The organism is Actinoalloteichus sp. AHMU CJ021 (assembly GCF_002895405.1).
In the GTDB taxonomy this organism is placed as follows: Bacteria; Actinomycetota; Actinomycetes; order Mycobacteriales; family Pseudonocardiaceae; genus Actinoalloteichus_B; species Actinoalloteichus_B caeruleus.
On record NZ_CP025990.1, the window covers coordinates 106,138 to 133,088 of the forward strand.

At 71.1% G+C, this 26,951-nt stretch carries 25 protein-coding genes and 1 CRISPR repeat array; of the genes, 9 read left to right on the top strand and 16 right to left on the bottom strand.

All coding sequences use genetic code 11. From position 1 onward, the window contains the following. Positions 1–177 precede the first annotated feature (177 nt). The 4 genes from C1701_RS00490 to C1701_RS00505 all read left to right on the top strand — a co-directional run bounded on the left by C1701_RS00490 (position 178) and on the right by C1701_RS00505 (position 7,029). Positions 178–1,770 (top strand): nitroreductase family protein, encoded by a 1,593-nt coding sequence (locus C1701_RS00490; protein WP_103055293.1) that lies wholly within the window; start codon positions 178–180, stop codon positions 1,768–1,770. After that, on the top strand, positions 1,767–4,595 hold the full coding sequence (locus C1701_RS00495; protein WP_103055294.1) for a lantibiotic dehydratase: 2,829 nt from the start codon (positions 1,767–1,769) through the stop codon (positions 4,593–4,595). The genes C1701_RS00490 and C1701_RS00495 overlap by 4 nt, the downstream gene beginning before the upstream one ends. Beyond that, entirely contained in the window at positions 4,592–5,626 is a 1,035-nt protein-coding gene (locus tag C1701_RS00500; protein WP_103055295.1) for a lantibiotic dehydratase C-terminal domain-containing protein, read from the top strand. Before C1701_RS00495 ends, C1701_RS00500 begins: the two co-directional genes overlap by 4 nt. Positions 5,627–5,802: 176 nt before the next feature. After that, the gene (locus C1701_RS00505) at positions 5,803–7,029 is read left to right on the top strand and encodes a cytochrome P450 family protein (protein ID WP_157162880.1); all 1,227 of its coding nucleotides are present in this window, start codon (positions 5,803–5,805) and stop codon (positions 7,027–7,029) included. 121 nt (positions 7,030–7,150) lie between these two features. On the opposite strand, the gene C1701_RS00510 is transcribed toward C1701_RS00505, so the two are convergent. After that, positions 7,151–7,369 carry a hypothetical protein gene (locus tag C1701_RS00510; RefSeq protein ID WP_157162881.1) on the bottom strand — a complete coding sequence of 73 codons (219 nt, stop codon included), beginning with the start codon at positions 7,367–7,369 and terminating at the stop codon, positions 7,151–7,153. A 27-nt stretch (positions 7,370–7,396) separates the two neighbouring features. On the opposite strand from C1701_RS00510, the gene C1701_RS00515 reads away from it, so the two are divergent. The 3 genes from C1701_RS00515 (at position 7,397) to C1701_RS00520 (ending at position 10,287) form a co-directional block, all read left to right on the top strand. Next, on the top strand, positions 7,397–8,755 hold the full coding sequence (locus tag C1701_RS00515; RefSeq protein ID WP_337662036.1) for a cytochrome P450: 1,359 nt from the start codon (positions 7,397–7,399) through the stop codon (positions 8,753–8,755). Between the two features lie 262 nt (positions 8,756–9,017). Then, the gene (locus tag C1701_RS26990; protein ID WP_016697832.1) at positions 9,018–9,167 is read left to right on the top strand and encodes a hypothetical protein; all 150 of its coding nucleotides are present in this window, start codon (positions 9,018–9,020) and stop codon (positions 9,165–9,167) included. 712 nt (positions 9,168–9,879) lie between these two features. Then, positions 9,880–10,287 (top strand): pyridoxamine 5'-phosphate oxidase family protein, encoded by a 408-nt coding sequence (locus tag C1701_RS00520; protein ID WP_039786038.1) that lies wholly within the window; start codon positions 9,880–9,882, stop codon positions 10,285–10,287. A 361-nt stretch (positions 10,288–10,648) separates the two neighbouring features. On the opposite strand, the gene C1701_RS00525 is transcribed toward C1701_RS00520, so the two are convergent. The 3 genes from C1701_RS00525 to C1701_RS00535 form a co-directional block, all read right to left on the bottom strand. Next, positions 10,649–10,831, bottom strand: a complete 183-nt coding sequence (locus C1701_RS00525) for a hypothetical protein (protein WP_103055297.1) — start codon at positions 10,829–10,831, stop codon at positions 10,649–10,651. A gap of 1,064 nt (positions 10,832–11,895) precedes the next feature. Then, on the bottom strand, positions 11,896–12,612 hold the full coding sequence (locus C1701_RS00530; RefSeq protein WP_103055298.1) for an SRPBCC domain-containing protein: 717 nt from the start codon (positions 12,610–12,612) through the stop codon (positions 11,896–11,898). A gap of 190 nt (positions 12,613–12,802) precedes the next feature. Continuing rightward, on the bottom strand, positions 12,803–13,369 hold the full coding sequence (locus C1701_RS00535) for a pyridoxamine 5'-phosphate oxidase family protein (RefSeq protein WP_103055299.1): 567 nt from the start codon (positions 13,367–13,369) through the stop codon (positions 12,803–12,805). Positions 13,370–13,428: 59 nt separating this feature from the next. On the opposite strand from C1701_RS00535, the gene C1701_RS00540 reads away from it, so the two are divergent. Both C1701_RS00540 and C1701_RS00545 read left to right on the top strand, forming a co-directional pair. Continuing rightward, positions 13,429–13,899, top strand: a complete 471-nt coding sequence (locus C1701_RS00540) for a winged helix-turn-helix transcriptional regulator (protein WP_016697837.1) — start codon at positions 13,429–13,431, stop codon at positions 13,897–13,899. Then, positions 13,896–14,420 (top strand): hypothetical protein, encoded by a 525-nt coding sequence (locus C1701_RS00545; RefSeq protein WP_016697838.1) that lies wholly within the window; start codon positions 13,896–13,898, stop codon positions 14,418–14,420. The genes C1701_RS00540 and C1701_RS00545 overlap by 4 nt, the downstream gene beginning before the upstream one ends. A 121-nt stretch (positions 14,421–14,541) precedes the next feature. Here C1701_RS00545 and C1701_RS00550 read toward each other — a convergent pair whose 3' ends face one another. The 12 genes from C1701_RS00550 to cas3 form a co-directional block, all read right to left on the bottom strand. After that, positions 14,542–15,162: a dihydrofolate reductase family protein gene (locus C1701_RS00550; RefSeq protein ID WP_016699034.1), complete on the bottom strand. Its 621-nt coding sequence runs from the start codon at positions 15,160–15,162 to the stop codon at positions 14,542–14,544. Next, positions 15,159–15,830: a winged helix-turn-helix transcriptional regulator gene (locus tag C1701_RS00555; RefSeq protein ID WP_016699035.1), complete on the bottom strand. Its 672-nt coding sequence runs from the start codon at positions 15,828–15,830 to the stop codon at positions 15,159–15,161. Before C1701_RS00555 ends, C1701_RS00550 begins: the two co-directional genes overlap by 4 nt. Positions 15,831–16,170: 340 nt before the next feature. Further along, a complete protein-coding gene (locus C1701_RS00560) occupies positions 16,171–17,022 on the bottom strand; it encodes an IS3 family transposase (RefSeq protein WP_081715524.1) in 852 nt (283 codons plus the stop codon). Between the two features lie 35 nt (positions 17,023–17,057). Beyond that, on the bottom strand, positions 17,058–17,390 hold the full coding sequence (locus C1701_RS00565; protein ID WP_030106222.1) for a transposase: 333 nt from the start codon (positions 17,388–17,390) through the stop codon (positions 17,058–17,060). A 65-nt stretch (positions 17,391–17,455) separates the two neighbouring features. Continuing rightward, positions 17,456–17,727: a CRISPR direct-repeat array (repeat unit 28 nt; unit sequence GGAACAGCCCCGCGTGCGCGGGGAAGAC). 40 nt (positions 17,728–17,767) lie between these two features. Further along, positions 17,768–18,127 (bottom strand): type I-E CRISPR-associated endoribonuclease Cas2e, encoded by a 360-nt coding sequence (gene cas2e, locus C1701_RS00570; protein WP_016699968.1) that lies wholly within the window; start codon positions 18,125–18,127, stop codon positions 17,768–17,770. After that, on the bottom strand, positions 18,124–19,074 hold the full coding sequence (gene cas1e / locus C1701_RS00575) for a type I-E CRISPR-associated endonuclease Cas1e (RefSeq protein WP_337662037.1): 951 nt from the start codon (positions 19,072–19,074) through the stop codon (positions 18,124–18,126). The genes cas2e and cas1e overlap by 4 nt, the downstream gene beginning before the upstream one ends. A gap of 41 nt (positions 19,075–19,115) precedes the next feature. Then, the gene (cas6e, locus tag C1701_RS00580) at positions 19,116–19,781 is read right to left on the bottom strand and encodes a type I-E CRISPR-associated protein Cas6/Cse3/CasE (RefSeq protein ID WP_103055300.1); all 666 of its coding nucleotides are present in this window, start codon (positions 19,779–19,781) and stop codon (positions 19,116–19,118) included. Further along, positions 19,781–20,497, bottom strand: a complete 717-nt coding sequence (gene cas5e, locus C1701_RS00585) for a type I-E CRISPR-associated protein Cas5/CasD (protein WP_016699971.1) — start codon at positions 20,495–20,497, stop codon at positions 19,781–19,783. Before cas5e ends, cas6e begins: the two co-directional genes overlap by 1 nt. Continuing rightward, positions 20,494–21,630 carry a type I-E CRISPR-associated protein Cas7/Cse4/CasC gene (cas7e, locus tag C1701_RS00590; protein WP_103055301.1) on the bottom strand — a complete coding sequence of 379 codons (1,137 nt, stop codon included), beginning with the start codon at positions 21,628–21,630 and terminating at the stop codon, positions 20,494–20,496. Before cas7e ends, cas5e begins: the two co-directional genes overlap by 4 nt. Then, a complete protein-coding gene (gene casB, locus C1701_RS00595; RefSeq protein WP_337662038.1) occupies positions 21,627–22,217 on the bottom strand; it encodes a type I-E CRISPR-associated protein Cse2/CasB in 591 nt (196 codons plus the stop codon). The genes cas7e and casB overlap by 4 nt, the downstream gene beginning before the upstream one ends. A gap of 38 nt (positions 22,218–22,255) precedes the next feature. Continuing rightward, entirely contained in the window at positions 22,256–23,884 is a 1,629-nt protein-coding gene (casA, locus tag C1701_RS00600) for a type I-E CRISPR-associated protein Cse1/CasA (RefSeq protein ID WP_103055303.1), read from the bottom strand. Continuing rightward, on the bottom strand, positions 23,871–26,696 hold the full coding sequence (cas3, locus tag C1701_RS00605; RefSeq protein ID WP_337662039.1) for a CRISPR-associated helicase Cas3': 2,826 nt from the start codon (positions 26,694–26,696) through the stop codon (positions 23,871–23,873). Before cas3 ends, casA begins: the two co-directional genes overlap by 14 nt. Positions 26,697–26,951 lie beyond the last annotated feature (255 nt).

Below are 26,951 nucleotides of genomic sequence, written 5' to 3' on the forward strand. Positions count from 1 at the left end.
CCGGGGATGGGCCCCCCGGCGGATGCGCGAACCGCTCCTGGTGCCCCCCGGAGACGAGCGGCACCAGCGCTCACGTGTCCGTTTCCTCCCGCTCCACGCCGCCGTCCGCTGGGCCTCAGGGAGGAGCTGCCAGGAGAACAGCACGACGCCCAGGGTGTGGCGATGGAAGGAGCGAGGATGGCGACCGGTCACGCCGAGTCCGACAAGCGGGAGCACATCCCTCCGCTGACCGAGCGGGAAGCAGCCGAGTACACGCTCGCGTTGCTCCGTGACCCGACGTCGGTGAACCCGGACGGCTGGCAAGTGGACTGGGACACCGCTCCCTGGCCCGTCAAGGTCCACGTGGGCGGCAGCCGACGCCCGCTGGGTGTGCGCCGACCACTGGATCGGCTGCTGTTCTACGGGCTCGCGGTGTCCCGGGTCCGGTTCGACCTGACGGCGCCGGTGCCGACCACCCCGCACGGCCCCGTCCTCCCCCGGCGGAGCCCGCGTGTCACGACCCGCCGGCCCGTCCCCTCCGGGGGGGCGATGTACCCGACGGAGGTCTACGTCCTGGAGACGGGGCCCAGGCCGGGTGCGCACCACTACGACCCGTACCGGCACGAGCTGGTTGATCTCGGGCAGCCGGCTCCGGCGGGGGTGCTGCGGGCCGCGCTCGGGCTCGGGGCGGGCGCGGCCCTCCCCCAGCTGGTGCTGGTGCTCGCGCACCGGTTCTGGAAGAACCTCCACAAGTACGCTGACTTCGCCACCCGGCTCGGCGCCGTCGACGTGGGCGTGGTGCTGGGACGGGTCATCCGCCTGGGTCTGGTCGAGTTCGGTGTCGTCGACGTCCGGGCCGACCTCGACGGTGCGGTGTTGGCGGGCGGTCTGGGGCTCGACCCGTGTGCTGAGGCCCCGCACCTGCTGGTGGGACTGGGCGCTCCACGGCAGGCAGCGGCGGCGGAGCCGCGCGGGGTGCGGACCCCGTGGCCGCCCCAGGTGGTGGAGCGGTCGTCGAGGTTCCGCCGGTCGTCCCGTTTCGAGGCCTTCCAGGCAGCGTTGGCCGCCTACCCGTGTCCCAAGCCCGGAGCGGCGTTCAGGTCGGCGCTTCCCGGTCCACCGGCTCCCGACACGTGGGAAGGACCTTCGCCCGGCCCGGTGGTCGCGCTGCCCACTCCGGCGTCGAACGTCCCGATGGCCGGGGACGTCCTGCTGCGGCGCACCTCCAGCGGTGCCCGGTTCTCCGGTGGGTCCTGCACACCGGCCGGGCTGGCCTCGGTCCTCGACCAGGCCAGCGCCGCCGTCGCGCAGCTCCGCCACGTGGGTGACGGCGCGCTCGGTCACGAGGTCGCCCTGTACTGCGCGGTACACCGCGTCCGGGGTGTCCAGCCGGGCTGGTACCGGGCGTGCGGGGCGGGGCTGATCCCGGTGGGGCGGGGTGTGGACCCCGACTGCGCCCAGCTCGTCCAGGAGGCGTTGCTGATCGACTCGCTGAACGTGGAGCTGGCCGCCTTCACGGTGCACGTCGCCGTACCCCCCGACTTCCGCTCGAGCGACCGGGGACCGAGGGCACACCGGGAACGGCAGATCTCGGTCGGAGTGGTGATCGAGGCGGTGACCCTCGTCGCAACGGCCCTGGGCCTGGGGAGCCACCCCGTCCTCGGTGTCGACACCCGCCGGTTGGACGCCGGTTACGGGTTGACCGGCGGCAGTGTGAGCGTGCACGGCCAGGTCTCCGTCGGCGCCGTTCACCCCGGCGTGAACTGGGAGGTCACGGTGGTACCACGATGAGGGACCAGCAGCCGTCGGCGACGTTCAGCCCCTATGTGATGTTCCGCCGAGGCACGCTCGCACTCGCCGCGCTGGACGGTCTCGTCCCGGACCGGGCCTGGGCCGCGCTCGACGCGGCCGAGCAGGAGGCCGAGGCCGTGACCGCGCTGGCTGTCGAGGTCGAACGGACCCTGCACGCGCTGGTGCCGTCGCTGCCACCGGAACGCCGGGCCGTGGTGCTCCGGCTGCGCCGGGACGTGCACAACGGCCGACAGCCGGACGTGGAGGCCCTGGACTCGGTGGTGTCCGGGGCGGCACGGGCGGTGGTGCGGCGGTGGGACCGGGCCCGCCTCCGCCGGAACGCCCTGCTGGCGGAGTCGGCGGCGGCGTACCTCGCTGAGGCGGCCCGCGCGGTGCGGGTGCTCAGCGCCGTCGCGTCCAACGAGGACTTCCGGCGGGGCGTCCAGCTCTCCGCCGAGGACACCTTCCGGGAAGTGGCCCATTTCGCGGCCAACCCCGAGGCCCCGGTCAAACCCAGTCGGCGACGCCGGGTGGAGAGCACGATCGCGAGCTTCGCCTACCGGGTGGTGTTCAAGCCCTCCCCGTTCGGATCATTCACGGAAGTCGGTGCGCTGCGCCTTCCGGCGCCCGGCGAGGGCGCCGCGCGGGAGCCGGGTGGCACCTGGCGACAGGTCGACAGCGGAACGCGGGCCCCGTCCTGCCCCGTCGGCCCTGTCGCGGTGCCCACCGGTTCCTCGGTCGCTCGACCCGACGCGGCGACGGCACCGGCGCGACACGCCCCGGCCCACCAGTCCGACGTCGTCCAGCGCACCGGAGCGGGAGCCGCGCACCGGATATCCCGGGCGAGGCTGAACGTCGGCCTGCTCGCCTGGATGGCCCAGCGCCTGCGCTCCCTACCGGGCGCGGACACCCTGCTGCGCATTCGGTTGAACAACTCGCTGACCCTTCACGACGGACGCGCCGTCTGGCTCCGCCGGCCACTGGAAGGCGTGGACGACGCCTTCCACCCGGACCGGGTGGTCGACGCCCGGCACTCCGACCTGGTCCGCCTGCTGGTGGACCTGCTGGAACTCGGTGACCGCACCGAACGCGAGGTGCGGGACCAGCTGGTCGCCGGGGGCCTCACGGCCCACGCCGCCGCCGCGACCCTCGACCAGCTGGTAGGTGTGGGCCTGTGCCACCGGGGCCTCGGACTCCCAGACCAGACCGATCGGGTGGCGGGCCGCATGGCCGTACTCCTGCGAGGCCTGGGCACTCCCTTGGCGGGAGCGGCCGCGGACGTCCTCGACCACCTCCAACGCGTCGAGGACGTCTTCCCCTTGTCCGACGCCGACCGGCGGAGCACGCTGCTCGCCGAGGTCCGGTCCGGTGTCGACCGCTTCGTGGAGATTTGCGGGTGCGAGGCACCTGCCAGGGACGCCCTGCGTTCCCCGGTCTACGAGGACGTCGGAACCACGGACGGCGCCCACAGCTGGTCACCGGCCGTGTTGGCTGCCTCGCGGGACCACCTGGCGTTGTTCGCCCGCCTGGTGCCGGTGCTGGACGGCGCCACCGTGGAACGGCTCGGCCTCTACCGGTTCGTGACGGAGAAGTTCGGCGAGACCCATCCCGGAATCCCGTTCATCGAGGTCTTCCGGGCCTTCTCCTCCCTCTCGCCCGAGGAGGCTTCCGCCGTGATGAGCGGTGCGGGTGATCCCGCGTGCGCCGCGCTCAGCACTTGGCGGGCGGGTGTGGCCCAGCTGGCGGACGAGGCAGTCGAGGACGGGGCCGAGGTGGCGCGGTTGGACACCGGCAGGCTGCGCGCTCTCGCCGAGGCCCTCCCCGCCGAGTTCCCCCCGTGGCGGTCCACCGCCTACCGGCTGCAGTTCGCCCGTGATGCCGACCGCACGCTCGTCGTGGTCAACGGCGTCACGACCGGGCACGGGGTGTTCTTCTCCCGTTTCGCCGACCTGCTCACCCCCGAGACCGGGGCGGGCTGGCACCTGGCCGAGGAGATCCGCTCCCACCTCGCGGCGACCGAGCCACGGCAGGCCGACCTGACAGCGGTACTGGGGCTCAACTTCAACCTCCACCCCCGGTTGAGCCCGCTCGAGGTCATCTACCCGGGGTCGGTCGCCTCCGGCGGCCACGGGCCAGCTTTGACCCTCGCCGACCTGCGGGTGCGCCCCGAGCCGGTCACCAGACGCTTGGAGCTCGTCTCCTCCGTGGACGGCGAGCGGGTGGACCTGGTGCCGATGAACTTCCTCTACCCGGCGGCGGCACCGCCTTTGTACCGCTTCCTGTGCGCCTTCGCGCCAACCCGCACCTACCGGGGCGGGCTGTGGGAGCAGCTGGACCGCATCCGCCCCGCCTCCGCCGGCTCGACAGGCCCACGCCCACGCCTGCGGCTCGGTGACCTCGTCCTCGACCGCCGCACCTGGCGGGTGCCCGTCGACCAGTTGGCGGTTCCCCCCGGTCTGGAACGGCGGGAGTGGGCGGCTGTCACCGAGTTCGAGCGCCGTCGCCGTGAGCTCGGCCTGCCCCGGCACAGCTTCTTCCGCGTGCTGCCGCCGGCACCGCCCGACACCGGGGTACGGGACCTGGCGGCCGAGACACGGCGCTGGGCGCTGGAAGCCCGCACCGCCCGCCTCCGCAAACCCCACTACCTGGACACGCGCAACCCGCTCCTGAGCGCGGTGCTCGCCCGCCAGGCGCTTTCGGTTCCTGACGGCACCGTGGTGTTCCAGGAGTGCCTGCCCGGTCCGGGAGAACACCCAGCGCCGGGCAGTCCTGGCAGCGCCGAGGAGTTTCTCGTGGAACTCACCGTTGAAGGGGGACACCGATGACACCCACCAGGCCCGACGGCGAGGTGTGGAGGAGCCTGCACGTCCACCGGTACGGCCGCATGGATGCCTTCCTGGTGGACGGGCTCGGCCCGGCCATCGCGCGACTCCGGGCGGAGGGCGGGGTGCGCGGGTGGTTCTTCCTCCGCTACTGGCGGGGAGGCCACCACGTGCGGGTACGCATCCGTGTCCGGGCCGACGACGCCTCGGACGTCACCACCGCGCTCGCCGACCGGCTGTCCAGCCACCTCACCCGCCACCCCAGCGGTGCGGACTTCGACGTCGAGGGGTTCCGGCTGGCGCAACCCACGATGGCCGCGCTGGAGAACGAGCCGGTTGCCGACGTCCTCCCGGACGACACCGTTCACCCCGCCCGCTACGAGCCGGAACAGGGCAAGTACGGCGGCCAGGACGGGGTCACGCTCGCGGAAGCGTTCTTCGAACGCAGCAGCGACCTCGCCCTGGCCGCGGTCGGGGACATCCTCACCCGACCGGCCCGGCGGCTCGGCGCGGGCTTCACGACGATGCTGCGAGGGCTGCTCGCCGCCGGGTACAGCACCCGGGCGATGGCTGGCTTCTTCCAGCACTACTGCCTGCTGTGGTCGCCCTACGCGTTCGACGTGTTCCTCGACACCTGGCCCGACCTCCTCGCGGCGCGGCGGAGCGCCGTGACGGCACACGCCCGGGCCGTGCTCACCGAACCCACCGCCACGGACTCCGAACCGTTCGGTCTCGCGATGAGGACCCTGCACGACGCCGTCGACGCGCGGGCGGACCGGGTGCTGCCGGCGGTCACCCTCGCCGGGCCCTCCGCCAGCGCGCACGACCGCCGACGGGTGATCACGACCAGTTGCCTGCACACCCACAACAACCGGATCGGTCTCACCCCGGAACAGGAAGCGTTCCTCGGTTTCCTGGGACACCACGTGCTGAGCGAATGCGCCGGCACCGAGCCCCATCCGAACCTGGCCGCCGCCGCCCGAACACACCGGGACCGCCGACTCGTCGGTGTCCACCACTCGCCAACGACCTGACCACCTCCCCGGGCGAGCCACCCACCCCGCCCAGAACGCCAGCACCGGACCGACCGCGCTATGAGGTGAGCGGTTCCGAGCCCCACCCGCTCCGGCGTCCCCAGCCGTGGGCCGCACCGTCCCACCACGACCCCGCCACCGGCCATGGCACCGGCCGGCCGGCCAAGGAGATGCTCATGGACCTCACCACCCGGACCTACCCCTTCCACCGGGACGGCACGTTCAGGATGCCCGCCGAGTTCTCCTGGATCAGGACGCACCTGCCCGTCGCGCAGGTGAAACTGGCCAGCGGGCACCCTGCCTGGCTCATCACCCGGTACCAGGACGTGCGACGCGCCCTCACCGACCCCCGCTTCACCCGGACCCTGGACCAGAACACCACGGCGCGCATGAACACCGGCTTCGCCGCGGAGCAGTCCAGCCCGGTGTTCAGCTTCGGTGGCTCCATCTCGGAGCCACCGGGACACACGCGGTGGCGGCGGATCGTCAACCGCGCCTTCACCCAGCGGCAGGCCGACGCCATGCGCGACCGGATCGCCGGTCACACCGACGCCGTGCTCGACGACCTCACCGCCCGGCCCGAGCGCCGCGCCGATCTGATGGCCGACTACGCCTACCGGGTTCCCATCCGGGTGATCTGCGAGCTGCTCGGCATCCCCGAGGACGGCAGACCAGCCTTCAGCACGATGGCCGCCCGGCTGACCCGGCGGGACCTCCGGTCCTCGCCCGAGGACTTCGGGCAGGCGTTGCGGGACATCGGCCGGTACGCCGTCGAGCTGATCGTCCGCAAACGCTCCAACCTCGGCGACGACCTGTTGAGCACCCTGATCGGCCTGCACGACGAGGACGACGGCGCACTCACCAACGAGGAACTGGTGTCCACCGTCATCCTGCTGCTGATGGCGGGCTACGAGAGCACCGCCGTCCAACTCGGCAACGCCCTGTACGCGCTGTTCCACCACCCGGCGGAGCTGGCGCGGCTGCGCGCGGACCCGGGCCTCGTCGACAACGCCGTGGAGGAGTTGCTGCGGTACGCGCAGATGGGCACGGGCTTCGCCGTCGCGAAGTTCACCTCGGCGGACGTGGAGATCGGGGGCACGGTGATCCCGGCCGGGTCTACCGTCTTCGTCTCGCTGGCATCGGGCAACCGGGACGTGGAGGTGTTCGGGGACGACGCGGAGGAGCTGGACCTGGCTCGACGCACCGCCGACCGGCAGCTGGCGTTCAGCGCCGGCCCGCACTACTGCCTGGGTGCGGCCCTGGCCCGGGCGGAGCTGGCGGAGGCCATCACCCGGCTGTTGGACAGGATGCCGGAGTTGGCTTTCGACGGGGACCTCACCGACGTCGTGCTCGCGTCGAACCTGTTCACCTACTACCCGCGCGAGCTCCCCGTGCGTTGGTGACCCCTGCCCGCCAGTTCCGTTCGCCCCACCCCGTGGGCACCCACGACAGCGCCAGCCCGCACCGCGGTCCCCCGCCCGAGGCATCGGCCTGTCCCTCCCCAGCGGCCGCGTCCGGGCGGAATCACAGGCCGACCCGGCGGCGCGTGTCGAGGGCCGCCCTGGTGGGCGGAAACCTCGCACCGCGCCCCGGGGGAAGGTCCAGTGCCGGTGCGCCCGGCCACTCGAAGAGGACACGCGCGGTGGCGCGGAGCGCCCGCCTCAGCGGCCTGGTGTCGACATGACCGCCGCTGACGACCACCACGTTCACCCCCGCGAGACCCGAGGGCGGGCGTGTCCTCACCCGCTTGAACGACCCTGGAGACGAGCCGTGGATCCCCATCGTGTCCGCTACCCGTTCCCCCGACCCAATCCGACCGAGCCGCCAGCGGAGCTCGCTTGGCTCCGCGACACCGCCCCGGTGTGCCAGGTCCACCTGCCCGACGGCAGCTCGGCGTGGCTGGTGTCCCGGTACGACGACGTGCGCACCGTTCTGACCGACCCCCGCTTCAGCCGCGACCGCCGCCCCACCGGGATCAACGGGTCGACCCCGGTGGCGGCCGGTGCCGGGAGCACCCCGCTCGGAGGACGGCGACCCGTGGTACCTGCCACCGCGCTGGACAGCGCACTCCCGACACGCCCCGGTGGCGCCGGCCGAGCGGTGGAAGGCGTCCCCGAGCCCGGGGGCCCGACAACGATGGGGGCGGCGACGGCGGGAGGCGACGGCGGGGCGTTCGATTTCGGCATGTTCCTGGCCGCTCCGGAGGACCATGAACGCTGGCGGCGCGGTCTGTCCCGGGTGCTGACTCCCAGATACGTGGAGGGGCTCGGACCGGAGGTCGGGAACGTCGTCGAGCGTCTCCTCGACGAGGTCACCGCAGCACCAGCGGATCTGATGACGGCGCTGGTGTTCCCGCTTCCGCTGGAGGTTCTGTGGCTGCTGTTCGACGTTCCGGCCCCACTGCGGCCAGGTTTCGACGCCTGGGCGCGGGCGATCCGAACCAGCGGCACGTCACTCGCGGGGCTGGGCAACGCGGTCGCGCACCTCCGCCACCCGGTGAGGGAACTGGCCAGGCTCGCCCTCCCCGGTCGTGGTGGCGGCCTGCTCGCGGAGCTCTGCCGGCGGGAGCACGAGGACGGGAACGCCGTCTCTGAGCAGTGGCTGGTGTCGACCGCGCTGCTGTTGACCGTCGCCGGCTACGAGAGCACGGTCGCCAGGCTCGGACACGGCCTGTTCACTCTGCTGCGGCACCCCACCGAACTGGCGCGGGTCGCGGCGGATCCCGATCTCGTCGTCCCCGCCGTTGAGGAGGTCCTCCGCCACACCCCAGCGGGCACGGGAGCCAGCGGCCGCCTGCGGACGACCGTCGACGTCGAACTCGGTGGCGTGGTGATTCCCGAGGGATCCCTGGTCCTCGTCTCGCCGGAGTCAGCTGGCCGAGACGGTTCCCGGACCGAACGGCCGGATGCCTTCGACCCAGGCAGGGGGTCCGCCCGCTCGCACCTCGCCTTCGGCAGTGGACGTCACTCCTGTCTGGGCGCGGCGCTGGCCCGTCTGACTCTGCGGGAGGCGCTGGGGAGGCTCGTCCGCCGGCTTCCCCGGCTGCGGGCCGCGTCGAACCTGTCCGAGGTGGAGTTCGACAGCAGCCTGGCCCACTCCTGGCCCCATGCGCTCCCGGTCAGCTGGTGATCGAGTGTGCCCGGGTGACCGGGAGGGGGCTCCGACGCGCACACCGATCCACCGCTCTCGTCGCCGCTCGTGCCCTCGCCATCCCGTCGGTCGCCCCGTTCTTGGTAGGGGCCCGTTCCCTCGATGTCCGTCCACCGGGTTGTCGCGGCCAGGACCACTCACGACTCAGGGCACGGTCGAACGTTGGCACACGTGCGGGCCGAGCGGGCGGAAGCCCTCCGGACAGGGCGAGGAATCGCCCCACAGCATCACGGTCAGCGGAATGAGCAGCACCAGCAGGACGAGCGCCGGAACGCACCACAACCACGTCCAGCGGCGGAGACACGACCGCCGTTGGCAGTTGGGCGGCTCGAACAGGGTCATGCTGCCGCAGGGGCAGATGACCCTCCTGCTCAACACCGGCACGATGTGAGGGGTGCCTGGTCGGGAGGAACGCGGCTGGTCGCCACACCCGGACATGCGGACTGGTGCTGCCATGCGGCCATGCCAGGACTGTAGGAGTGCCAGCTCGAATCACGCTCACGCAACACGGAGTTCACCCATTGGGGCTAGCAGCAGTCGGTGAACGTGCCCACCCGAACGGCGGCTGGTCGACGACGGGGACCGGTGTGCGGGCTCGATGCTCCAGGGGTCCTCAGGGATATCGCAGGCGCCCGGCTCAGCAGCCGCGTACGAACGAGCACCTCCCGGAGGGGAGGAAACGCCGGTCCCGTGGAGAGTGGAAAACCAACGGGAAAGCCCGAACGCGCCACACCACGAGCAGTTCCGCGTGCGGGGGGAGGCAGGCCCGGTGCCCCGTTTGTGGGACACCGGCAACAGCCCCCCGTGCGCGGGGAAGGAACTTCCTGACCTGCGGAGTCAGGAGCGCTCGCACCGATTCTCGTTCACTGTGTTCCCGTCACCGTACGGGATACCGGGCTCCCCGAGCGCCGCTGAACCGTCTCGGCCCCTGGCATGCCTGGCCGACCGCTCCTCATCGTCCGACACCAACCCCCGGCCTCCAACTCGGAACGGGGCCACTGCTGCCGGTGGCAGCACCGCTGGCACCGGTCCACCACCACCGAACCGTGGAACGGGGACGTTCCCATTGACCTCAAGCAAAGTGGAACTCCTAGCGTTGCGGGATGACTACGAACTCTCCATTGGAAGGCCTGTCGGAAAAGGCCGAGGACCGGGTGCTCTGGCTCGGCACCGTCACCCCCAGCAAGCGGCCGGCACTCCGCCCGGTGTGGTTCGTCTACGTGGACGAGAAGCTCGTCGTCTTCAGTGAGCCGCACGCGGCCAAGGTGCGCCACCTGCGCGCGAACCCGGAAGTCGTGGTGACCTTCCACACCGACCCCAGCGCTGGGCACATCCGCGTCGTCTCCGGCCGGGCCGAGGTGAGCCTCGACGGCCCGCCCGCTTCCTCGATCCCCGAGTTCCTGGACAAGTACGAGGACCTCTACCCCGTCGCTGGCTACACCCGTCACTCCTTCGACACGGCGCTCAGTGCCCGCATCACCATCACGCCCACCCGTTCCTGGGGTTGGTAGGCCAAGCCGTGGGACCGGTGGGCTGCCCTGGTGGGCGACGGCCGCGCGGGTGCGGCGGTGCACTCCCGACCACCACGCGCAGCACCACCCGGGCGCGGTCCGGCGTCGGGGACGGCTGCGGAAGGTGGGAGCCTCGGCCGGCCCCGGCGGCGGGGCTCGCACTCGTCTGGCAAGGTCCGAACGTCATCCACCCCAGAGCGGTGCGATCGAGACGGCCTCGTGTGGACGCGGCAGGAGAAGGCAGCCGACGAGGTCACCCTTACGGAGCAGCAGGCTGCTGCGCCTGGACCGCGCGAGGATCCGAACGCGCGAGCAGCTGTCCCGGTAGCTCGTGATGGCCGTTCGGAGGCGATCGCCGGCGTCACGTGGCGAACCCGCCCAGGGCCAGTGCGTGCAGTGCTCGGCCCGTGTCCCCGTTGAGCTGGGTAAGCGCGTAGTACGCGCCGAGTTCCTCATCCTCCCTGCTCTCGGGCTCGCCGGGGGAGGAAGCCGCGAAGTGCCCGTGTTCGACGGGGAACGCTGGTACCCCCGGCCGCCACGCCACCGCCGTTCCCGTCCCCACGATCCCGCCGGCCGGAGGCGGGCTCCAGCGGGACGACGACGATGCGGGCGGTGACCGGCGGCGCGGCAGGTGGGGTGCGGCGGGGCGCGGACGGTGCTGCCCGGAGTGGTCGGGCGGCGGCCGCTGTTCTTCGCGGCCGCCACGACTGGCTGATCTGCGGTACCGGGCGGCGGGCCCGGGGAGGGCCCACGCTGCGGATGCCGGCACCTCGGGCCTCCCCGACCTGGTGACCACGGGCTCGACCGGCGCTGTCCGCGCCGTCCGGTCTACTGGGGTCAGCTAGGGGCCTTCGATCGGGGGCCATTCGCGAGGTTTCACCCCACGGCCAGGTCATCACCCCTTCTCCCCGGTCTCGTCGTGCTGGTACCCACTCCTGGAGGGCGGGGAATCGTGGCGCACGAACCGGGGTCCGGCCCGTTCCAGTGGGGAGTGCTGTCGTGTGGTGGCGACTTGGTCGGGTGGCGGGCTGGTGAACGACCCGCCGGTGGGACACCAGCCCCCCTGCCATCGGCGGTCTCCGGGTGGTCCCGGGTGGTTGCCGTCCCGCTCCGCGTCCGGGGTGCGGTCTCGGGGGCACGGGTCGGCGCCGCGCCCTCCTCGGGTCGTGCCGCGTTCCCGCCACCCGGTCGAGCGGCCGGTGTCGTGCGGGCACCGGGCAGACCCGACGAGGGCGGTGTCCGATGTGGGTTGAATACTCCGAGCTGGGCGTCCTGCACAGGCTTCGCGACCGGACGACGACGCGCGTCGCGGTGTGGTGCGGCAGGGTCTTCGACGCGGGCGAGGTTCGTGGAGTGCCGCACGGCACTGGTGGGAAACCCTGCCTCAGGTGTTGGGAGCGGGAACTCCTGACCTGGATGAACCGCCGGAGATCCGGAGGGTCGTCCTCGTCGGGTGATGCGCTGCCGGGTCCTCTGGCGTGAGCCACCGGCGTTCGAAGGCCGACGCCGGGCTGTCGAACTCCTCGAGGTCGCCGGGGCGCGGCCGGATCGCCACGCCGAAGTGGGCGTCTCCGGCCGCCGCCTTCGACGTGGCCGTGCCGTCGGCCGCTACTGCTCGGCGCCGGTGTAGAAGGCGAAGGTGCGGTCGGCGGTCCCCCGGGCGTGGTCGGGGTCGGCCCCGGCCTCGACGTCCGCGTCCGCCCAGGCCGAGGCGGTGCGCCGCATGAACTCGACACCTTCCTCGCTGGCTCCCACCTTGGCCATCTCCTCCGGTGTGGCTCGCGGGTCGCCGGCGAGGTGCAGCGCGAGGGAGAGGACCGAACCGTCCCAGCCGACACCGGTGGCGCTGGGGCCGAACGTGTCCCAGAAGTCGCCGCCGGCCTGGACGTGCTCGACGCGAAGCACCGCCTGGTCGCCCTCCTCCCGCAGGGTCACCTCGACGAAGCTGCCGGCACCGGAGTCCTCCCAGGTCACCCGCAGACGCTCCCGTGGCACGCAGACCTCGATCGTGCCCTCGATCCCCCTGCCCTCGAGGCGGTACCTACCCCCTTCACGCAGGTCGCCGCTGACGGGCTCGAACCAGCGCGGCAGCCGCTCTGGGTTGACGCAGGCGTCCCACAGCTCGGTGAGCGTGGTGTCGTAGGCGCGGGTGAGGATCACCGAGTTCAGCTCGGTGCCCCGCTTGACCGCGCGGTGTGTCCGGTTGATGTGGTCGAGAAGGTCCATCGCCGCTCTCCCCCTGTCCGCCGCCCCGCCACCGCGAGTACGGCCGTCGTCGTCGAAGCGTTCCACCCGGTCCCACCAGTGGCACGCCCGCTCGGCCATCCCCCAGGGGATACCCCACCGCGTCGCTCTCAGCAGGCCGACGAGCGGACGCGGGCTCGCAGGCAGGCGGCGGGACCCGCGCCGACACTACAGCAGCAGCTTATATAAGTGAAACCTGAACTTGTTCCCCTCCCGTCATCCCAGCTCAGGGGCAGCCGGCCCCGCGCGAACGGGATCACGCGGGTGCACCTCACCACGACCAGCGGGTGGCCGAGCTCCCCGCGAACCCGAACGAGACCCGGGGCACCACGCAGTAGATCCCGTACTCCGGTTCGCCGGGCAGGTCCGGGTCGACGACGACCCCATCGCCAGCGACCGCGAGCCGCCACCCGAACCTCTCGGCCAGCACGCCGGTGAGCCGCCGCAGCGCCCCGACCTCCCGCACCCGCTCCGCCCTCCCCTCCAGGACCAGCTCCAACTCCTCCGAACTGACGATCACGCTGACCTGGGGGTTCGCCGCGAGGTTCCTCCCCTTGCGGGAGGTCGGCCGGAGCGTGACGAACAGGGCGCCGTCGACCCAGAGCGCGAAGACGGGCACGGCGTGCGGCCGACCGTCGGGCCGGACGGTGGCCAACCACACCGTCGAGGCCGCCGTCAGCCACCGCTCCGCCTCGACCCAGGGGGTCAGCGGTGCCCGGTCGTCGAAGGGACTGGCATCGGACGGGCCGAACAGGGGCTCGGTCCGCGCGGGAGGCGCGCCGACCCCCTCGCGCCCGAGAAGGTCGACGGCGTCACCGGCGGGGATTCTGGTTTCCATGCCGTCGCACCCTAGACCACTGAGTTCCCTGAGGGAACTCAGCTGGTTATACTGGGTCCATGCAGCGCACCCGTTTCGGCGACATGCCCTGCTCGATCGCACGGACCTGGAACGTCATCGGCGAGCCGTGGTCGCCACTGATCCTGCGCGACATCTACGTCGGCGTACGCCGCTTCGACGACCTCCAGGCGTCCTTGGGCATCTCCCGCAAGGTGCTCGCCGAACGCCTCACCTGGCTCGTCGACCAGCAGGTCCTCGACCGCCACCCCTACTCGGACCGACCCACCCGCCACGAGTACGTGCTCACCCCGCGGGGCGTCGAACTCTGCGACGCGCTCCTCGTGCTGGCCCGATGGGGTGACCGCTGGCTGGCCGGTGCGGACGGCCCGCCCGCCCTGTTCCGCCACCGGAGCTGTGGCGCGACGAGCCACGTGACGCTGCACTGTTCCCACTGCGACCAGCCGATGACCGCCTCCGACGTCGACGTGCTCGACGGCCCCGGAGCGCCGGCACGGGAGGAGACACCGTGACGACCCCAGCACGCGCCGCTCTCATCGGCCGCGACACGCCGCCAGGCTCCACACCGATCCCCTGGGAGGAAGCGCGCGACAGCTTCGCCGCGGCCAGCACCTACTGGTGGAGCACCGCCAGCGGCGACCACCCCACCCTGCGCCCGGTGCTGTCGGTGTGGGTCGACGACGCTCCGCACGTCTCGACCAGCCCCGTCACCCGCAAGAGCCGCCCCCTCGCAGCCAGCCCGACGACGACGCTGGCCTGCCAGACCGGCATCGCGGACACCGTCGTCGAGGGCACCACGACCCGCGTCACCGACCCGGCCACGCTGCGGGCGGTGGCCACCGCCTACGCCACCAAGTACGGCTGGTCCCCGAGCGTCGTGGGCGACGCACTCGGTGGCGAGGAGGGGGCGCCGACCGCCGGCCCGCCGCCCTACGAGGTGTACCGGATCACGCCCCGCCGGGCGTACGCCTTCGGTATCGACGAGGACCACGGGGCCCGGTCCACCCGCTGGGTCTTCCCCGACCACTCCTGAGCCGACCCGTTGGGCGGCCTACCGCGCCGGGGCGGGGCCGACCCCCCGCCCCGGCGCGTCACCGTGCTACCCGGTGGTGGCACGGTGGGCTCCCGAAGGAGGCGGGCGCTTGGCCGGCGGGTCAGGCCTCGCGCTCGTCCCGAGGCAGCTGGTAGGTCAGGTGGGTGGCGTTCGGCGTCACCGCGACCGTCGCCTGCGACAGCAGGACGCGCTGGTCGATGTGGGCGAAGAGTGGCGTGCCCGAGCCCATCAACACCGGGGACAGGTGGATGCGGAGCTCGTCGACGAGGTTGAGCGCGAGCGCCTGACCGCAGACGTCCCCGCCACCCATGATCACGGTCTCCCGGTCGCCGGCGACCTCCCGGGCGGCCGCGACGGCCGCTGCCACGCCCTCGGTCACGAAGGTGAAACCGGTCTGGTGCCGGGGGTCCGCCGGGGGCTCGTGGGTCACCACGAAGTTCGGGGGCGCCTGGGACTGGTCCTGCTTGTAGCCGTAGCCGAGGTCGTCCTTCCAACCGGCGGCACCGTCGATCACGTCGAACGTCCGCCGACCCATCACGACGGCCCCGGTCGCCCTGAACGCGGCATCCAACAGCGCGGAGTCCTCCGGCGAGGGTTCCTCCGGCATGACCCAGCGGTGGATCGGCTCACCGCCCTCCCCCAGGCCCTGGTCCGGACCGGCGTTCGGGCCGGTGACGAAACCGTCCAACGACATGGAGATGTCCACGACGACCTTGCTCACGAATGTCCTTCCTCAGGGGGTGGATCGGGGAGAACGAAACAGGACAACAGGGACTCGACGTCCGCGTGCGGACCGCTGACCACGGCGAGCTGGCGGCGCTCGGCGGCCTCAACTGACAGGGAGCCGAACGTCAGGTCTGACAGGACGGCAGGAGGGGCCGCCACGCGTACGGCGGGCGGTCGCGAGTCGGGAGCGGCCCGGGCGATGTGGAACGCGCCCTCCTCGATCCGCGCGTCGAACACGTCCTCACCCATCTCCAGCCGCACCGCGACCGTGCGTCCGGCGGCCAGGGAGGCATCGAAGGTGGTGCGCAGCGCCAACGCGAAGGAGGAGGGGCTGAGGACCTGGGCGGCGAGGTCCACCGGAGTGTGCGCGGCCCACCGCCCGAGGGCGATCAGCACCGGCTCGAGCGCCCGCCCCCAGGCAGTGAGTTCGTAGACCGCGACCGGCGTGGGCGGCGGGAGACGCCGCCGGACCACCACGCCGACCTCGGCAAGCTCCCGCAGCCGGGTGCCCAGGATGTTCGTGCTCACGCCGGGCAGCGCGGCGGCGAGGTCCGAGTACCGCCGTGGCCCGAACACCAGCTCCCGCACGACCGGGAGCGCCCACCGCTCCCCCACCGCATCCAGCGCCCGGGTGATCCCGCACGCGTCCCCGTACGTCCGCATGCTGGCACCGTACAACTCCACACTTGTTTTTCAAGAGCAGAGCCGGGCATGTCGCTACCCAGTCCTCGTGACACCCGGAACGGCAGACGTCAGGACAGGCCGCTCCCGCCAGCGCCCACGCGAGCGTGAATAGCACCACCGCTGGCCACCACCGGCGACAGCGCCCCCGGGCACCAAACCCACCCAACGAGGACCCCCCAGGACCGGGAACAACGAACGGGGCGGAGTTGGTGCGGTGGGTAACAGCCCCTCGTGCGCGGGGAAGACGCTGACCGGGGGTGCACGGTGAGTGGACCGCCCCGGTGGTGTTGGAGGCCGTGCCTCCCACGCTCGTGTGCGTTCAGACCGCTGTGGCCTGTCGCCAGTGTCGTTCCTCGTACTCCAACGGTGGCCTATTCCCACACCAACTATGCAGCCTGTGGTGATTGTACCAGTGAATCCACTCCGCAGTAGCAGCGCGGACGTCCGCAACCCCCTTCCACGGGCCTTTCCGGTAAATCAGCTCCTTCTTGTACAACGCGTTGACCGACTCCGCCAGCGCATTATCGTAGGAATCACCCCGACGCCCAACCGACCGCGCGATCCCCGACCGGCTCAACCGCTGACTGTAACGCAACGCCGTGTACTGCACCCCCCGGTCGGAATGAGCCACCAAACCAGGAGACAGACGACTCCTCCGCGCCCACAGCGCCATATCCAACGCATCCAACGCCAGCGACGTATCAGCGGTATCCGACACCTGCCACCCCACAATCGCCCGCGAGAACGCGTCCACGACCAACGCCGAATACACGAACCGACTCTCCCCGAGCCGAACGTAGGTCAGATCCGTGACCCACAACCGGTTCGGCCTCGGTGCCCGGAACACCCGCTCGACCAGGTCACCGGGCTGGCCCTCGACCTGCCCGGGCAGCATCGACCGCGGCCGGCGGGACCGGGTGACCAGCCCGGTCATGGCCTCGGACCGCATCAGCCGTTCCACGGTGCAGCGGCCCACGGTCACGCCTTGGCGGTGCAGTGCCGCCCAGACCTTGCGTGCCCCGTAGAGCCGGTGCGAGTCCTCCCAAATCCGGCGGATCACCGCAACGAGTTCCCGGTCGCGGCGGTGCCGGGCGGAGGGGTTCGTCCGTCGGTTGCGAATCGCGTAGTAGGTGGACACGCTCAGCCCTACTGTGCGGCAGGATACTTCCACGGGGAACCGGTCCCGGTGGTGGTCGACGAACTCGGTCAGCTCGGTGGGCGGGGGTCCATCTCCCGGGCGAAAAAAGCCGAGGCAGCCTTGAGGATTTCGTTGGATCGGCGGAGTTCGGCGTTTTCCCGTTCCAGCCGTGCGATCCGGTCCCGGTCCGACTCCCCGGTATTCGTGGAGTCCGCCGAGCCGGTGTGGGTGCTGGGTTCACCGCTGCGGACCCAGTACCGCAGGGCCTCGGGGTGCACTCCGAGTTGGTCGGCTACCCGGGCGATGGCTCCACGTCCGGGTCCCCACTGCCCCTCCAGTTCACGGACCATCTCCACCGCGCGTCGCCGCAACTCCTGGGGGTATTTCTTCGCGGAACCCATGCTCCTCATCCTTCCTGGGGTGCAGGGCCTCCAACAAACCCAGTACGGTCCAGAGCGCGCTCGCCGGAACAGCCCCTCGTGCGCGGGGAAGACGTGGACATCTGGCCGCCCGACACCGGCTGGCTGGGAACAGCCCCGCGTGCGCGGGGAAGACGACTTCGCCGCCGTGGAGGTTTCCGCTGATGACGGAACAGCCCCGCGTGCGCGGGGAAGACCGGCCCTTGCCCATGACCCGGATCGTCCCGGTGGGAACAGCCCCGCGTGCGCGGGGAAGACGCCGTCAAGGTCAATCGGGGTGCCCTGCATCGGGGAACAGCCCCGCGTGCGCGGGGAAGACACTTCCTGACCTGTGGCGTTAGGAGCACTACCGACGATTTTCATTCACTTTTTTGGCCACGGCCGTACCGTCTCCTCTTGCTGGCGGTGCTCCAGCCGGCGCGCTGCTTCGGCGCCGAGCGCTTCCGCTGCGCGGGCCTCAGCATGAGTTGGACCCCCTCGTGATCCACCGGTGTCCACTCGTGGCCGTGCACCTCGAAGGCCAACCCCTGCTCGGTGTCCGCGTTGTAGACCATGATCGCTCGCCCGGTCTTGACCATCTCCTGGACGCGTCCCCACAACAGAGCACGCACCCGAGCCGTGATGCCGCCGACGAAGACACCCGGGGAGATCTCCAGCAACCAGCGAGTGAGGTGGCCGCGCAGCCCTACCGGGCAGGCTGTCACCACGACCACGGTCACGACGCTTCCCCGTCCTGGTTGACGCCGTCGTCGTACTCGTCGTCCTGCCCGTAGGAGACGCCGGCCGGCACGTCCGGTCCGTCCTCGTTCCACAACATGACCACGTCGGGGAGCTGGAGGTCCGTGGCATCCCCGAGCTGCCCGTCCGCCGGGTCGCGCAGCAGGGTGACGATGTCCCGGACGCAGGTCCGGAGGAACTGCCCGTCCTTCATGCGGTCACGCACCGCTCGCCGGGTCACCGCGCCGATGTCGTCGGGGTCGGTGGCCGCCACCTCGAAGGCGACGGGGATGGTCACCTGCGCCTTGTACAGGTCGGCGATGTCGTAGACGAACGATCGCCGGTTCCCGGTGTGGACGAAACCGAGCCCAGGAGCCAGTCCCAGCGACACGATGACGGCGTGGACAACCCCGTAGAGGCTGGTGTGCGCGGCGGAGAGCGCCTGGTTGATCGGACTACCACCCGCGAAGTCGAGTGGGTCGTACTCCCTCCCGTCCCAGTCGATGCCGGTGCGGGCCGCGTACTCGCGGTACAGGCGACGGACCCGTGCCCCCTCCCGTCCTCGCAACTGCTGCATGGTCGAGGCACTGACGTCCTCGCCGGGGAACCTCATCCCGTACATCCGCCGCGCGACCGACAGCCGTGACGTGCGGTTGCTGACCAGCGCCGCCTGCCGTTCGAGAAGCCGGGAGGAGTCGGTCAGCATCCGGCCGTGCGCGTAGTAGCGGACGCCGTGTTCCCCCACCCACACCACGGTCGACCCGCTCTCGGCGAGCAGGTTCACCGCGTGGTGGCTGATCGTGGTGCCGGGACCGAGCATCAGGACGCTCAGGGTCGCCGCTGGGATGTGGAAGGTCCCGCGCTCGTCTCGGGAGGTGATGGCGTTGGCGTCGCGGTGGACGACGCAGTGTTCGAGGTAGACGAAGGTGAGCCGGTCCGCGGCTCGCACCAGGTGCGAGATGGGGACCGGCCTCGCCCCGGGGATCTCCGTCACGTCGGCCTGACCCGGGCCAGGGTGAGCAGGCCGCACCCATAGCCCTTGGCGGAGCCGATACCATGCGTCAGCGTCCGGCGGAACAGGGCGGGGTCGGCGACCCGCAACCTGCCCTCGTAGGTGGCGAGGGTGAGGGTGACCGTGGTTCCCTGGCGGGCGAACCTGCGACGGTCCCGGCCCCGCACCGTCACGTCGGGCTCGTTCTCCACGGCTGGCGGGATGCTGAAACCCAGTCGTTCGACTCGTCCCAACAACCAATCGGTCTGCTGCGTCACGGTGAGGTGCCCGTAGCGTTTCGTGTCCACATCCGACGTCCTGCGAACGCTCCGGGTCGGGTTCGCGGTGAGACGGAAGGCCCATTCCTGGCCTGCGGCGAGCTGGTCGAGAAGTGGGCCGTAGGGACGGGTGTCCCAGGTGCTGGTGGCGGGCCACCCGGTCTCCTCCACCAGGTGGGTGAGGTCGGGCCGGTGCGGGCTGACGATGTACAGCAGGGTCTGTTTCGGGGTCTGGTCGAGACGCCAGAGGACCCTGCCGTCCTCGGTCGGCTCGCGGTGCGCGGCGGGGAAGGCTTTCATCACGGCACCGTGCAGGCGGTGCGGTGATGCCAACAGGTGACGCGTGGCCCGCCGTGCAGGGTTCAACTCGAAACGGGTGAGGTGCATCAGGACGGGCTCCCGAGCAGTTCCATGGGGTCGTGTGGGTGTTCGTCCGGTGGTGGACTGTGGTCGGGGTTCGGGATGGTGACCGTGTCCCGGTGGACGCTGCGCCAGGAGTACTGGCGGTGCCGGGGGTCGAAGCTGATCGGGACATCCCGCACGACGTCGCTCCCGGGTGTGTCGGGTGGGCAGTCGAGGACGACGTCCACCGTCACCTCCCGGTCGCTGGCGCGCTTCCTGCGGACGGCCGGGGAGGCGAGCCACGGGACGGTGGCCAGCGCCGTCCTGATGTCGCCGTCGATGACGGCCTCCACGAGGCGGCCGGCGGGCGGGCAGGAGCGGCGGCCCAGGAACAGGGGTGCGGCCGGCCTGCGCAGCGCGGCACGCACCCTGTCCAGCAGTTCCGCGTCACCCTCCACGGCGACGCAGAACACCGCGTCGGCCAGGTAGAAGCGGGTGGACAGCGGCATCACCTGTGATCCGTCGAGGCTGCGGGCAGTCTGGAAGTCGCGTTCCAGTTGGCCTTCCTGATCGACCCTGACCCCCACCCTGAGGTGGGTGAACGCTCCGAGGTCGTCGGCGCGGCGGACCCCGCAGGCGGAGGCCAGCAGTCCGATGACCCCGCTGCGGCTGGGTGCGAGGTCGGTGTTGCGACGGGTGAACCGGCTGCTGGTCCCCCAGGACTGGAGCGGTGCGGCGAACCGCAGGACGAGGGCGGTCACGGTGCGAGCCGCTCGGCGACCAGCTGCCCGGCCCCCTTCACGGCGACGTCGAGGCTGACCCGCTCACCGATCTCGGCCAACGGCTCGACGCGCTCACCGACGCCGAAGCTCCACGCCCGCAGGGGTGTCTCGTCGAAGGCCGCGTGGATGTCGGTGGCGTGGGTGGCGATGCGACGGATCGAGCCGCTGATCCGCCCGCCCTGCTCCCGGGCGGTCACCGCCTCCTCGAAAGCACCGACGAGGTTGATGGGCTGCGTCTCGCGGGCGACGACGAGCACGGCGTCGGGAAGGGTGCGGTTGGCGAAGGTGTTCTGCTTGCCGGTGGGCATGCTGGAGACGAAGGCACGGACGAACGCCTCGACCGCCCGGCGGGTGGCCTCGACGTCGCCCAGGTTCTCCTGGAGCTGGTCCACGTCGATCGTGGCGTACCGGTACAGCGTGGAGGAGTTGAACTCGATGGTGCCGATCATGCCGGCCCCCGCGTCCTCCTCTTCGTCCGCCTTCTTGTGGTCGTCGACGGCGGTGTAGTAGTCGTACTCGTTGGTGACCCCGTGGACACTGAGCGCGTGCGCGACCTGGGTGGCGGCCTCGACGTTGAGATCGGGGAGGTTCGCGACCATCCTGCCGAACAGGGCGACATCCACGGAGTGGGACCGGTCGGCGCGGGCCTTGGCCTCGGACTTGTCGATCTTGGTCTTGCCGTCGCCCGCCTCCCGTGCCGACTCCACCGCGAGGTCGGCGAGGTTGATGATCTGCGCGCGGGAGAGGAAGACCAGGAAATCGGCCTCGTCCGGGGTGCCTTCCGGGGCCTTCCGTGGTGCCTTCAGTTTGAAGCCGGCAGCTTCCAGCACGGACTTGGCGAGTTCCTGGGCGCGGTCGGCGTGCTCGGGGGAGCGTTCGCCGATGGTCTCTGCGACCAGTTCGACGATCCGCTTGGTGCGAACCCCCAGGTTCTCCTTGTCGAGCAGGGACTCGAAGGCGTCCCGGGTGGCGCGCTTCCACGCCTGGCTGGACACCCGGGCGCGCCGGACACCCCCGTACATGGCGGTCTTCGGGCTTCCGGTGTCGTCGCGGTTGATGTTGCTCGGCGGAACGGTCTGGATGACGTGCAGGTCGATGATGGTGCGGCTCACGAAGCGTCCTCTGTCTTCTCGTTGTCGCTCGGCGGAGTGGTGTCGGATTCGGTGTTGGGCACCCGGTGGAACTCGCGGCCCCAGACGCGGCGGATGCGTTCAGGGGCGTCCTCGAAGCGGTGCCAGCGGACGAGCTGGTCGGCGAGCAGGCCGTAGTCGAGGGGGATCTCCGCCCCTCGCAGTAGCTTCACCAGGCCCCGCAGGTGGACGAGGAGTTCGTCGAGGTCGGTGCTGGTGACCAGCGTCGCGAACCTGCGGGCCGCCGGGTCGGTGGGCGAGATCTCCGCCTGGGGGTGCAGGGCCCGTGCCGCCCGGCCGACCCCCCAACCGGGTACGCACGCGTGCTTGCGCAGCGATTGCTGGTGCACCGCGAAGAGCGTCATCGCGTGGTGGGCGGCGGTTTCCTGCGCGCTGGGTTGGTCGCTGTGCCAGCCCTGCGTCATGAAGGGGGCGTAGGTGAGGTCCAGGATGTCGGGCATCACGCCTGGCGGCGTGTCCACGGCACGGCGCAGCCTCGCCAGACCGGCGACCGCGTGTGACCTGTCCTTGACGTACTCCTGTTGGAGTCGGCCCGTCTGCTCGTTCACCCACTTCCGAAGTGGAGGGTGCTCACTGTGGTTTCCTGTCATTCTTCGTCCTTCTCGGGCGGTTGCGCTGGGGATGCCATGGGCAGTGCTCGGTTCAACGCGAAGGTGAACCAGCGTTCGGCGACCGGGATGGTCAACCACTTGTCCTTGACGAGCCGTCCGGTCCACCCCGTGGGGGGTGCCTCGGCGATGAGGCGGCTGCCCACCGCCCGCATCTCCGCTCGGGCCGCGACGTGCCACTGCTCCTTGACGTCGATCGGGTCATCCTCGGGGAGACGAGCGGCGAGCCAGCGGCGGAAGGCGGGGTCCAGCGCGGCGTAGGCGAGTTCGAGGGCGGTATCCTTCGGCCCCAGGCGACCGTTCACGTTGGGCTCTTCGCGGGAACCGCAGGCCTTCGCGAGGTTCAGCGCGAGATCGCCCACGGCGTAGGCGGCCTTCTCCGCGTCGCGGACGCAGCCCAGCACGACCTCCTTCAGGTGGGCCAGTTCTCGGTCGAGCAGTGCCGCGTGCAGCGAGATGGCGTCGTCGACGATCTCGGCCGTCGTGGAGCTCTGGCTGCCGTAGGTCATGCCGATGGTGTGCAGGCGAAGCGGGTAATCGCGGGGCAGCCGTCGGTCACTCGTCAGTCTGGCGATCTGGTCGAGCACGCCGGGGGACAGCCGGTCGGAGGCCTCCGACCGCTGGTTGCTGGTGACCGTCTGCGGCAGCATCGCGGTCAGCCCGCGCCAGATCACCCGTTCCGGGCTGTGCTCCAAGGGCATGTACACCGGAGTGCTGGACTTGAGTTTCTTCTCCTGGGTTTCGCTGCGCCGCCACGACGTGTGCGTCTCGTGCTTGTGCTGGTTCTGCGGCCCGAGTGGATCACCGTTGCAGACGAGGACGCCAGTCACGCGGTCCCCGGTTCCGACCAGGCGGATGCGCCGGCTCTGCCACGTGTAGAGGTCGACCGGGCCGGTGGGCTCCCGTTCCTTCCCGAGTGGACCGCGCTGGCCCTGCTCCCAGGCGGGCAGGTCGTTCTCCCGGGTGGGGAGCACCAGGTTGAGCAGCAGGGTGCGCCAGAGGGTGTCCCCCTCCGGGGCCACTCCCCCGAGGCGTCCGCTCCACCCGGTGCCGATCGGGTAGCCCTTACCGTTCTTGACCCGGCTGTCGCCGACGGCGCCGGACTTGATGCCGGACGGGTCGAAGGCGTGGCAGTGGACCAACCAGCGCGCGGCCTCCGCCGGGGAGAGCGTGAGGTCCCGCTCGAGCCGCGTACTGAAGAAGGGGTGCCCGTTGGGGACGTCGGCGACGATCCTGTTGAGCTCGAACACCTCGTCCTTGGCGGTGCGGAGTGTCGCCACCTGCATGAACGGTTCCGCGGGGTGGAAGAGGTCGAAGCGGGAACGGTGCTGCTCCAGGTAGTCCTTGATCTGGTCCTGCGGGACGCCCTCGTCCCACAACCGCTTCCAGCCGTCGTCGTCCAGGCCCCGGCCGAAGGCCCGGTGGCACACCGCGAGCAGGAGGCGGAGGTGGGCGAACTGCTGGGTCGGGATGTCCCCGACCAGGCCAGCGAGAGTCTCGGACTGGGTGAGGGTGTCGAGCAGGGACTTCTCCGTCACCTCGCCGTCGAGGTCACGCACGAGCAGCCACGGCCGCTCCACGAGGTCGTAGGGGTCAGGCAGGCTCATGCATCAGTCCTCGTCGCCGGTCGTAGGTGAGGATGTGGTCGTGCAGTCGGGTTCGTCGTTCGGCATCGAGCGTCAGGACGAGTTGCCCGCTCAGCAGGGGATTGGCCTGGAAGCTGGCGAACCAGTTGTCCTCCAGTTCGTCGATGACCTCGTCGATCACGTCAGGGGTGCTGAGGGCGAGCGGCAGCCGCAGGGAACACGCCGCGACGACCCGGGCCTGGTCCCACGGGACCTTCGAGTCCAACGGCAGCTGTTTCCCCCCTCCCGGGACCCAGGGCAGGGTGCGCAGCCCGCCGCCAGCGTCCCGTTCGACGACGAGGACTTCGAGCGAGGCGGCACCGTCCCGGACCTGCGCGGCTCCGCGTGCGGTGTCCTCCGAGGCATCACCGACTCCGGCCTTCAGCCAGCCGGTGAGGGCACCGGTCTCGGACGGCGCGCCCAGCCGGTAGGTCTCCGCGTCCTTGGCGCGCCGGCTGGCCGTCTCCTCGGCGGCCTGGGCGGCGGCGGTCATCGCCGGTTGCCAGGAGTTGGGGCCAAGGGTGGTGTCGCCGTACCCGGCCTGCACCAGCGGCGCGATGTCGTGCGGTAGGGCGATCTCGTCACGGTCGATCACGAGGGCGGCGGCCCGCAGCAACAGGTGTTCCCCGTACACGCGCCGCGAGCCCGGGTGTGACCGCGCTGGCTCGGCCGCCCAGTCCTCCACTCCCACGATGGCACAACGGGGGCTGCTCACCGCCGTCGGGCGGGACCGGGTGTGGCGGTGGAGGCGTCCCATCCGCTGGAGCAACAGGTCCACTGGCGCCAGGTCGGTGACCATCAGGTCGAAATCGACGTCCAGCGACTGCTCGACGACCTGGGAGGCGACCACGATGTGCAGCGGTGGGCGGTCGGGGGCGGACTCGGGTGGTCCGAAGCGCCGCAGGAGCCCCCGGTCGATCTCCGCCCGGTCGCAGGCCAGGAACCGGGAGTGCGCGATGGTGACGGCGTCCTCGCCGAACTCCTCGCTGAGCCGCCGGGCCGTCTCCTGCACTCGACCGACGGTGTTGTGCACGACGACCGCGCAGCCACCGTCGGCCAGTTTCGCGCGCAGGTAGGTGACGAGGGTGTCCTGGCCGTCGTCCAGCCTGTCGAGGGCGACCCGGGTCCGCTCCGGGGGTAGCGGCAGCACCGTCGGAGGTGGACCACCGCTCACCGACACCACGGGGTAGCCGGGGTGCCCGGCGGGAACGCAGGAGGCGTCGCCACCTCGACCGGTGTCGTAGGCGTGGAGCAGTTCCGCGCGGCGGTGGTCGGGCAGCGTGGCGGAGAGCAGCACGACCGGGACCCGGTACGCCCCCAACCATTCGAGGACGCGGTGGAGGTACTGGGACATGTACACGTCGTAGGCGTGCACCTCGTCGACGACGACGACCTTGCCCGCGAGGGCGAGGTGCCGCAGCATGACGTGCCGGCTTTTGAGGGCGGCGAAGAGCAGCTGGTCGATGGTGCCGACGACGAACGGCGCGAGCCCGGACTTCTTGCGCCCGCTCAGCCACCAGTGCGCGACCACAGGGTCCTCGCAGTCGTCCTGCGAGCGCCGGGACGATCCGCGCCGCTCCACGTCGTCCCCCATCGAGGCGAACCGGCCGCGTCGGACGAGCCCGGAGTAGGTGTCGTTCAGGTGTGCCTTGCCGTGGGCCAGGCTCACCGACGCCCTGTCCGGAATGCCGTCGAGCCTGTGCAACCAGGTGTGGACCCGGCCGAACATCGCGTCGGTGGTCGCCTGGGTCGGCAGCGCCACGATGACGCCGTCGGCGCCGGCCCGGTGCGCCATCACCTCCGCCACCAGCAGCGCGGCCTCGGTCTTCCCCGAACCCATCGGTGCCTCGATGATGAGGAGCCCTGGCTCGGGTTGCTCCACCGCCGCGCGGACGGCGGCGATCTGGACGTCGCGGGGGCGGTCACGCTCGAACCGGCACCGCAGGAGCCCCGCGACATCCCCGTCGAACGGAACGGCCCGCCACCGGGGCGACAGGTTCAGCTTCGACCACGCCTCCGCCACCCGGCGTTCCGTCACCGTGTCATCAGGACCCGGCGCCCGGTCAAGCGCACCGACGGGGTAGAGCGGGAAGAGTTCGGAGTTGGAGGCGATCCAGTCGGCGACGATGACCAGGGCGGTCAGCAGGGCGAGCGCGGGCCGGCTGAACCGGACACCACGGAAGCGGACCAGTGCTTGCGGCCCACCCAGGTGGTCCAGCGACCACCCGAGGATGTGGGCGCGCACCTCCTGCCACCGGCGATCACCGAGGAGGTATTCCAGCCCGTCCAGGCGGTGCAGCGCCGTGTCGTCCGGCGGGAGGCCGTGGTGGCTCCCGACGACCGAGGCCAGTTCGTGCGCCCCGCCCAGGAAGTCGAAGCCGAGCTCCTCCTCAAGCCACTCCCGCACCACCCGCTGGCCGGCGACGGCGTGGTTGGCTCTCGGCCGCTCGGGGTCCGCCTTGATGCCACGCCGTACGGTCAGACCCCGACTCGCCATGTGGTTCGCCAGCTCGGGAACCTGGCAGGCGAAGGCCGGGCTGCACTTCAGGAGGTCGTGGACGGAGGCGAGCCACACGGTGAGGGTCTCGACGTCCTCACGGCCACCAGGGAACTCGGCGGCGAGCCGGTCCACTACAGCCGGTGACAACCACTCACGAACGAGCAGCCGAGCCACCCCAGCGGAATCGGCGAGGTGCTGGTGCAAGGGAAGCCAATGCGTGAGTTCACCGCTTGGGTCACGCTCAGACTTCGCCCAGACAGCCGTCCAGGCTACTTCGATCGGGGACAACCACACCCTCCAGTCAGGTCAGCACTGAACTAATACCGAAAACCCGTGACGTCGTTCCGGAAAACCAGGAACCTCACCCGTTCGGCCGAATATCGACCACTCGACACCCTGAGATCCAGGCCGGGTGACACCTTGGCCAGCAACGACGGACACCCCCTGTCTTGATGGAAAATCACCAGCGCACGACTGGGAAATTTAGGTTCCGGGTAACCGCCCGGAACCCCATGACCCGAGCGGTTTCCTGGCACCGAGCACCGACAG

Excerpts from the sequence above, each read along its gene's own strand:
- C1701_RS00490 (WP_103055293.1), top strand. The coding sequence starts at position 178 with ATGGCGACCGGTCACGCCGAGTCCGACAAGCGGGAGCACATCCCTCCG.
- C1701_RS00495 (WP_103055294.1), top strand. The coding sequence starts at position 1,767 with ATGAGGGACCAGCAGCCGTCGGCGACGTTCAGCCCCTATGTGATGTTC.
- C1701_RS00500 (WP_103055295.1), top strand. The coding sequence starts at position 4,592 with ATGACACCCACCAGGCCCGACGGCGAGGTGTGGAGGAGCCTGCACGTC.
- C1701_RS00505 (WP_157162880.1), top strand. The coding sequence starts at position 5,803 with ATGGACCTCACCACCCGGACCTACCCCTTCCACCGGGACGGCACGTTC.
- C1701_RS26990 (WP_016697832.1), top strand. The coding sequence starts at position 9,018 with ATGAGCAGCACCAGCAGGACGAGCGCCGGAACGCACCACAACCACGTC.
- C1701_RS00520 (WP_039786038.1), top strand. The coding sequence starts at position 9,880 with ATGACTACGAACTCTCCATTGGAAGGCCTGTCGGAAAAGGCCGAGGAC.
- C1701_RS00530 (WP_103055298.1), bottom strand. The coding sequence starts at position 12,612 with ATGGCCGAGCGGGCGTGCCACTGGTGGGACCGGGTGGAACGCTTCGAC.
- C1701_RS00535 (WP_103055299.1), bottom strand. The coding sequence starts at position 13,369 with ATGGAAACCAGAATCCCCGCCGGTGACGCCGTCGACCTTCTCGGGCGC.
- C1701_RS00540 (WP_016697837.1), top strand. The coding sequence starts at position 13,429 with ATGCAGCGCACCCGTTTCGGCGACATGCCCTGCTCGATCGCACGGACC.
- C1701_RS00555 (WP_016699035.1), bottom strand. The coding sequence starts at position 15,830 with ATGCGGACGTACGGGGACGCGTGCGGGATCACCCGGGCGCTGGATGCG.
- C1701_RS00565 (WP_030106222.1), bottom strand. The coding sequence starts at position 17,390 with ATGGGTTCCGCGAAGAAATACCCCCAGGAGTTGCGGCGACGCGCGGTG.
- cas6e (WP_103055300.1), bottom strand. The coding sequence starts at position 19,781 with ATGCACCTCACCCGTTTCGAGTTGAACCCTGCACGGCGGGCCACGCGT.
- casA (WP_103055303.1), bottom strand. The coding sequence starts at position 23,884 with ATGAGCCTGCCTGACCCCTACGACCTCGTGGAGCGGCCGTGGCTGCTC.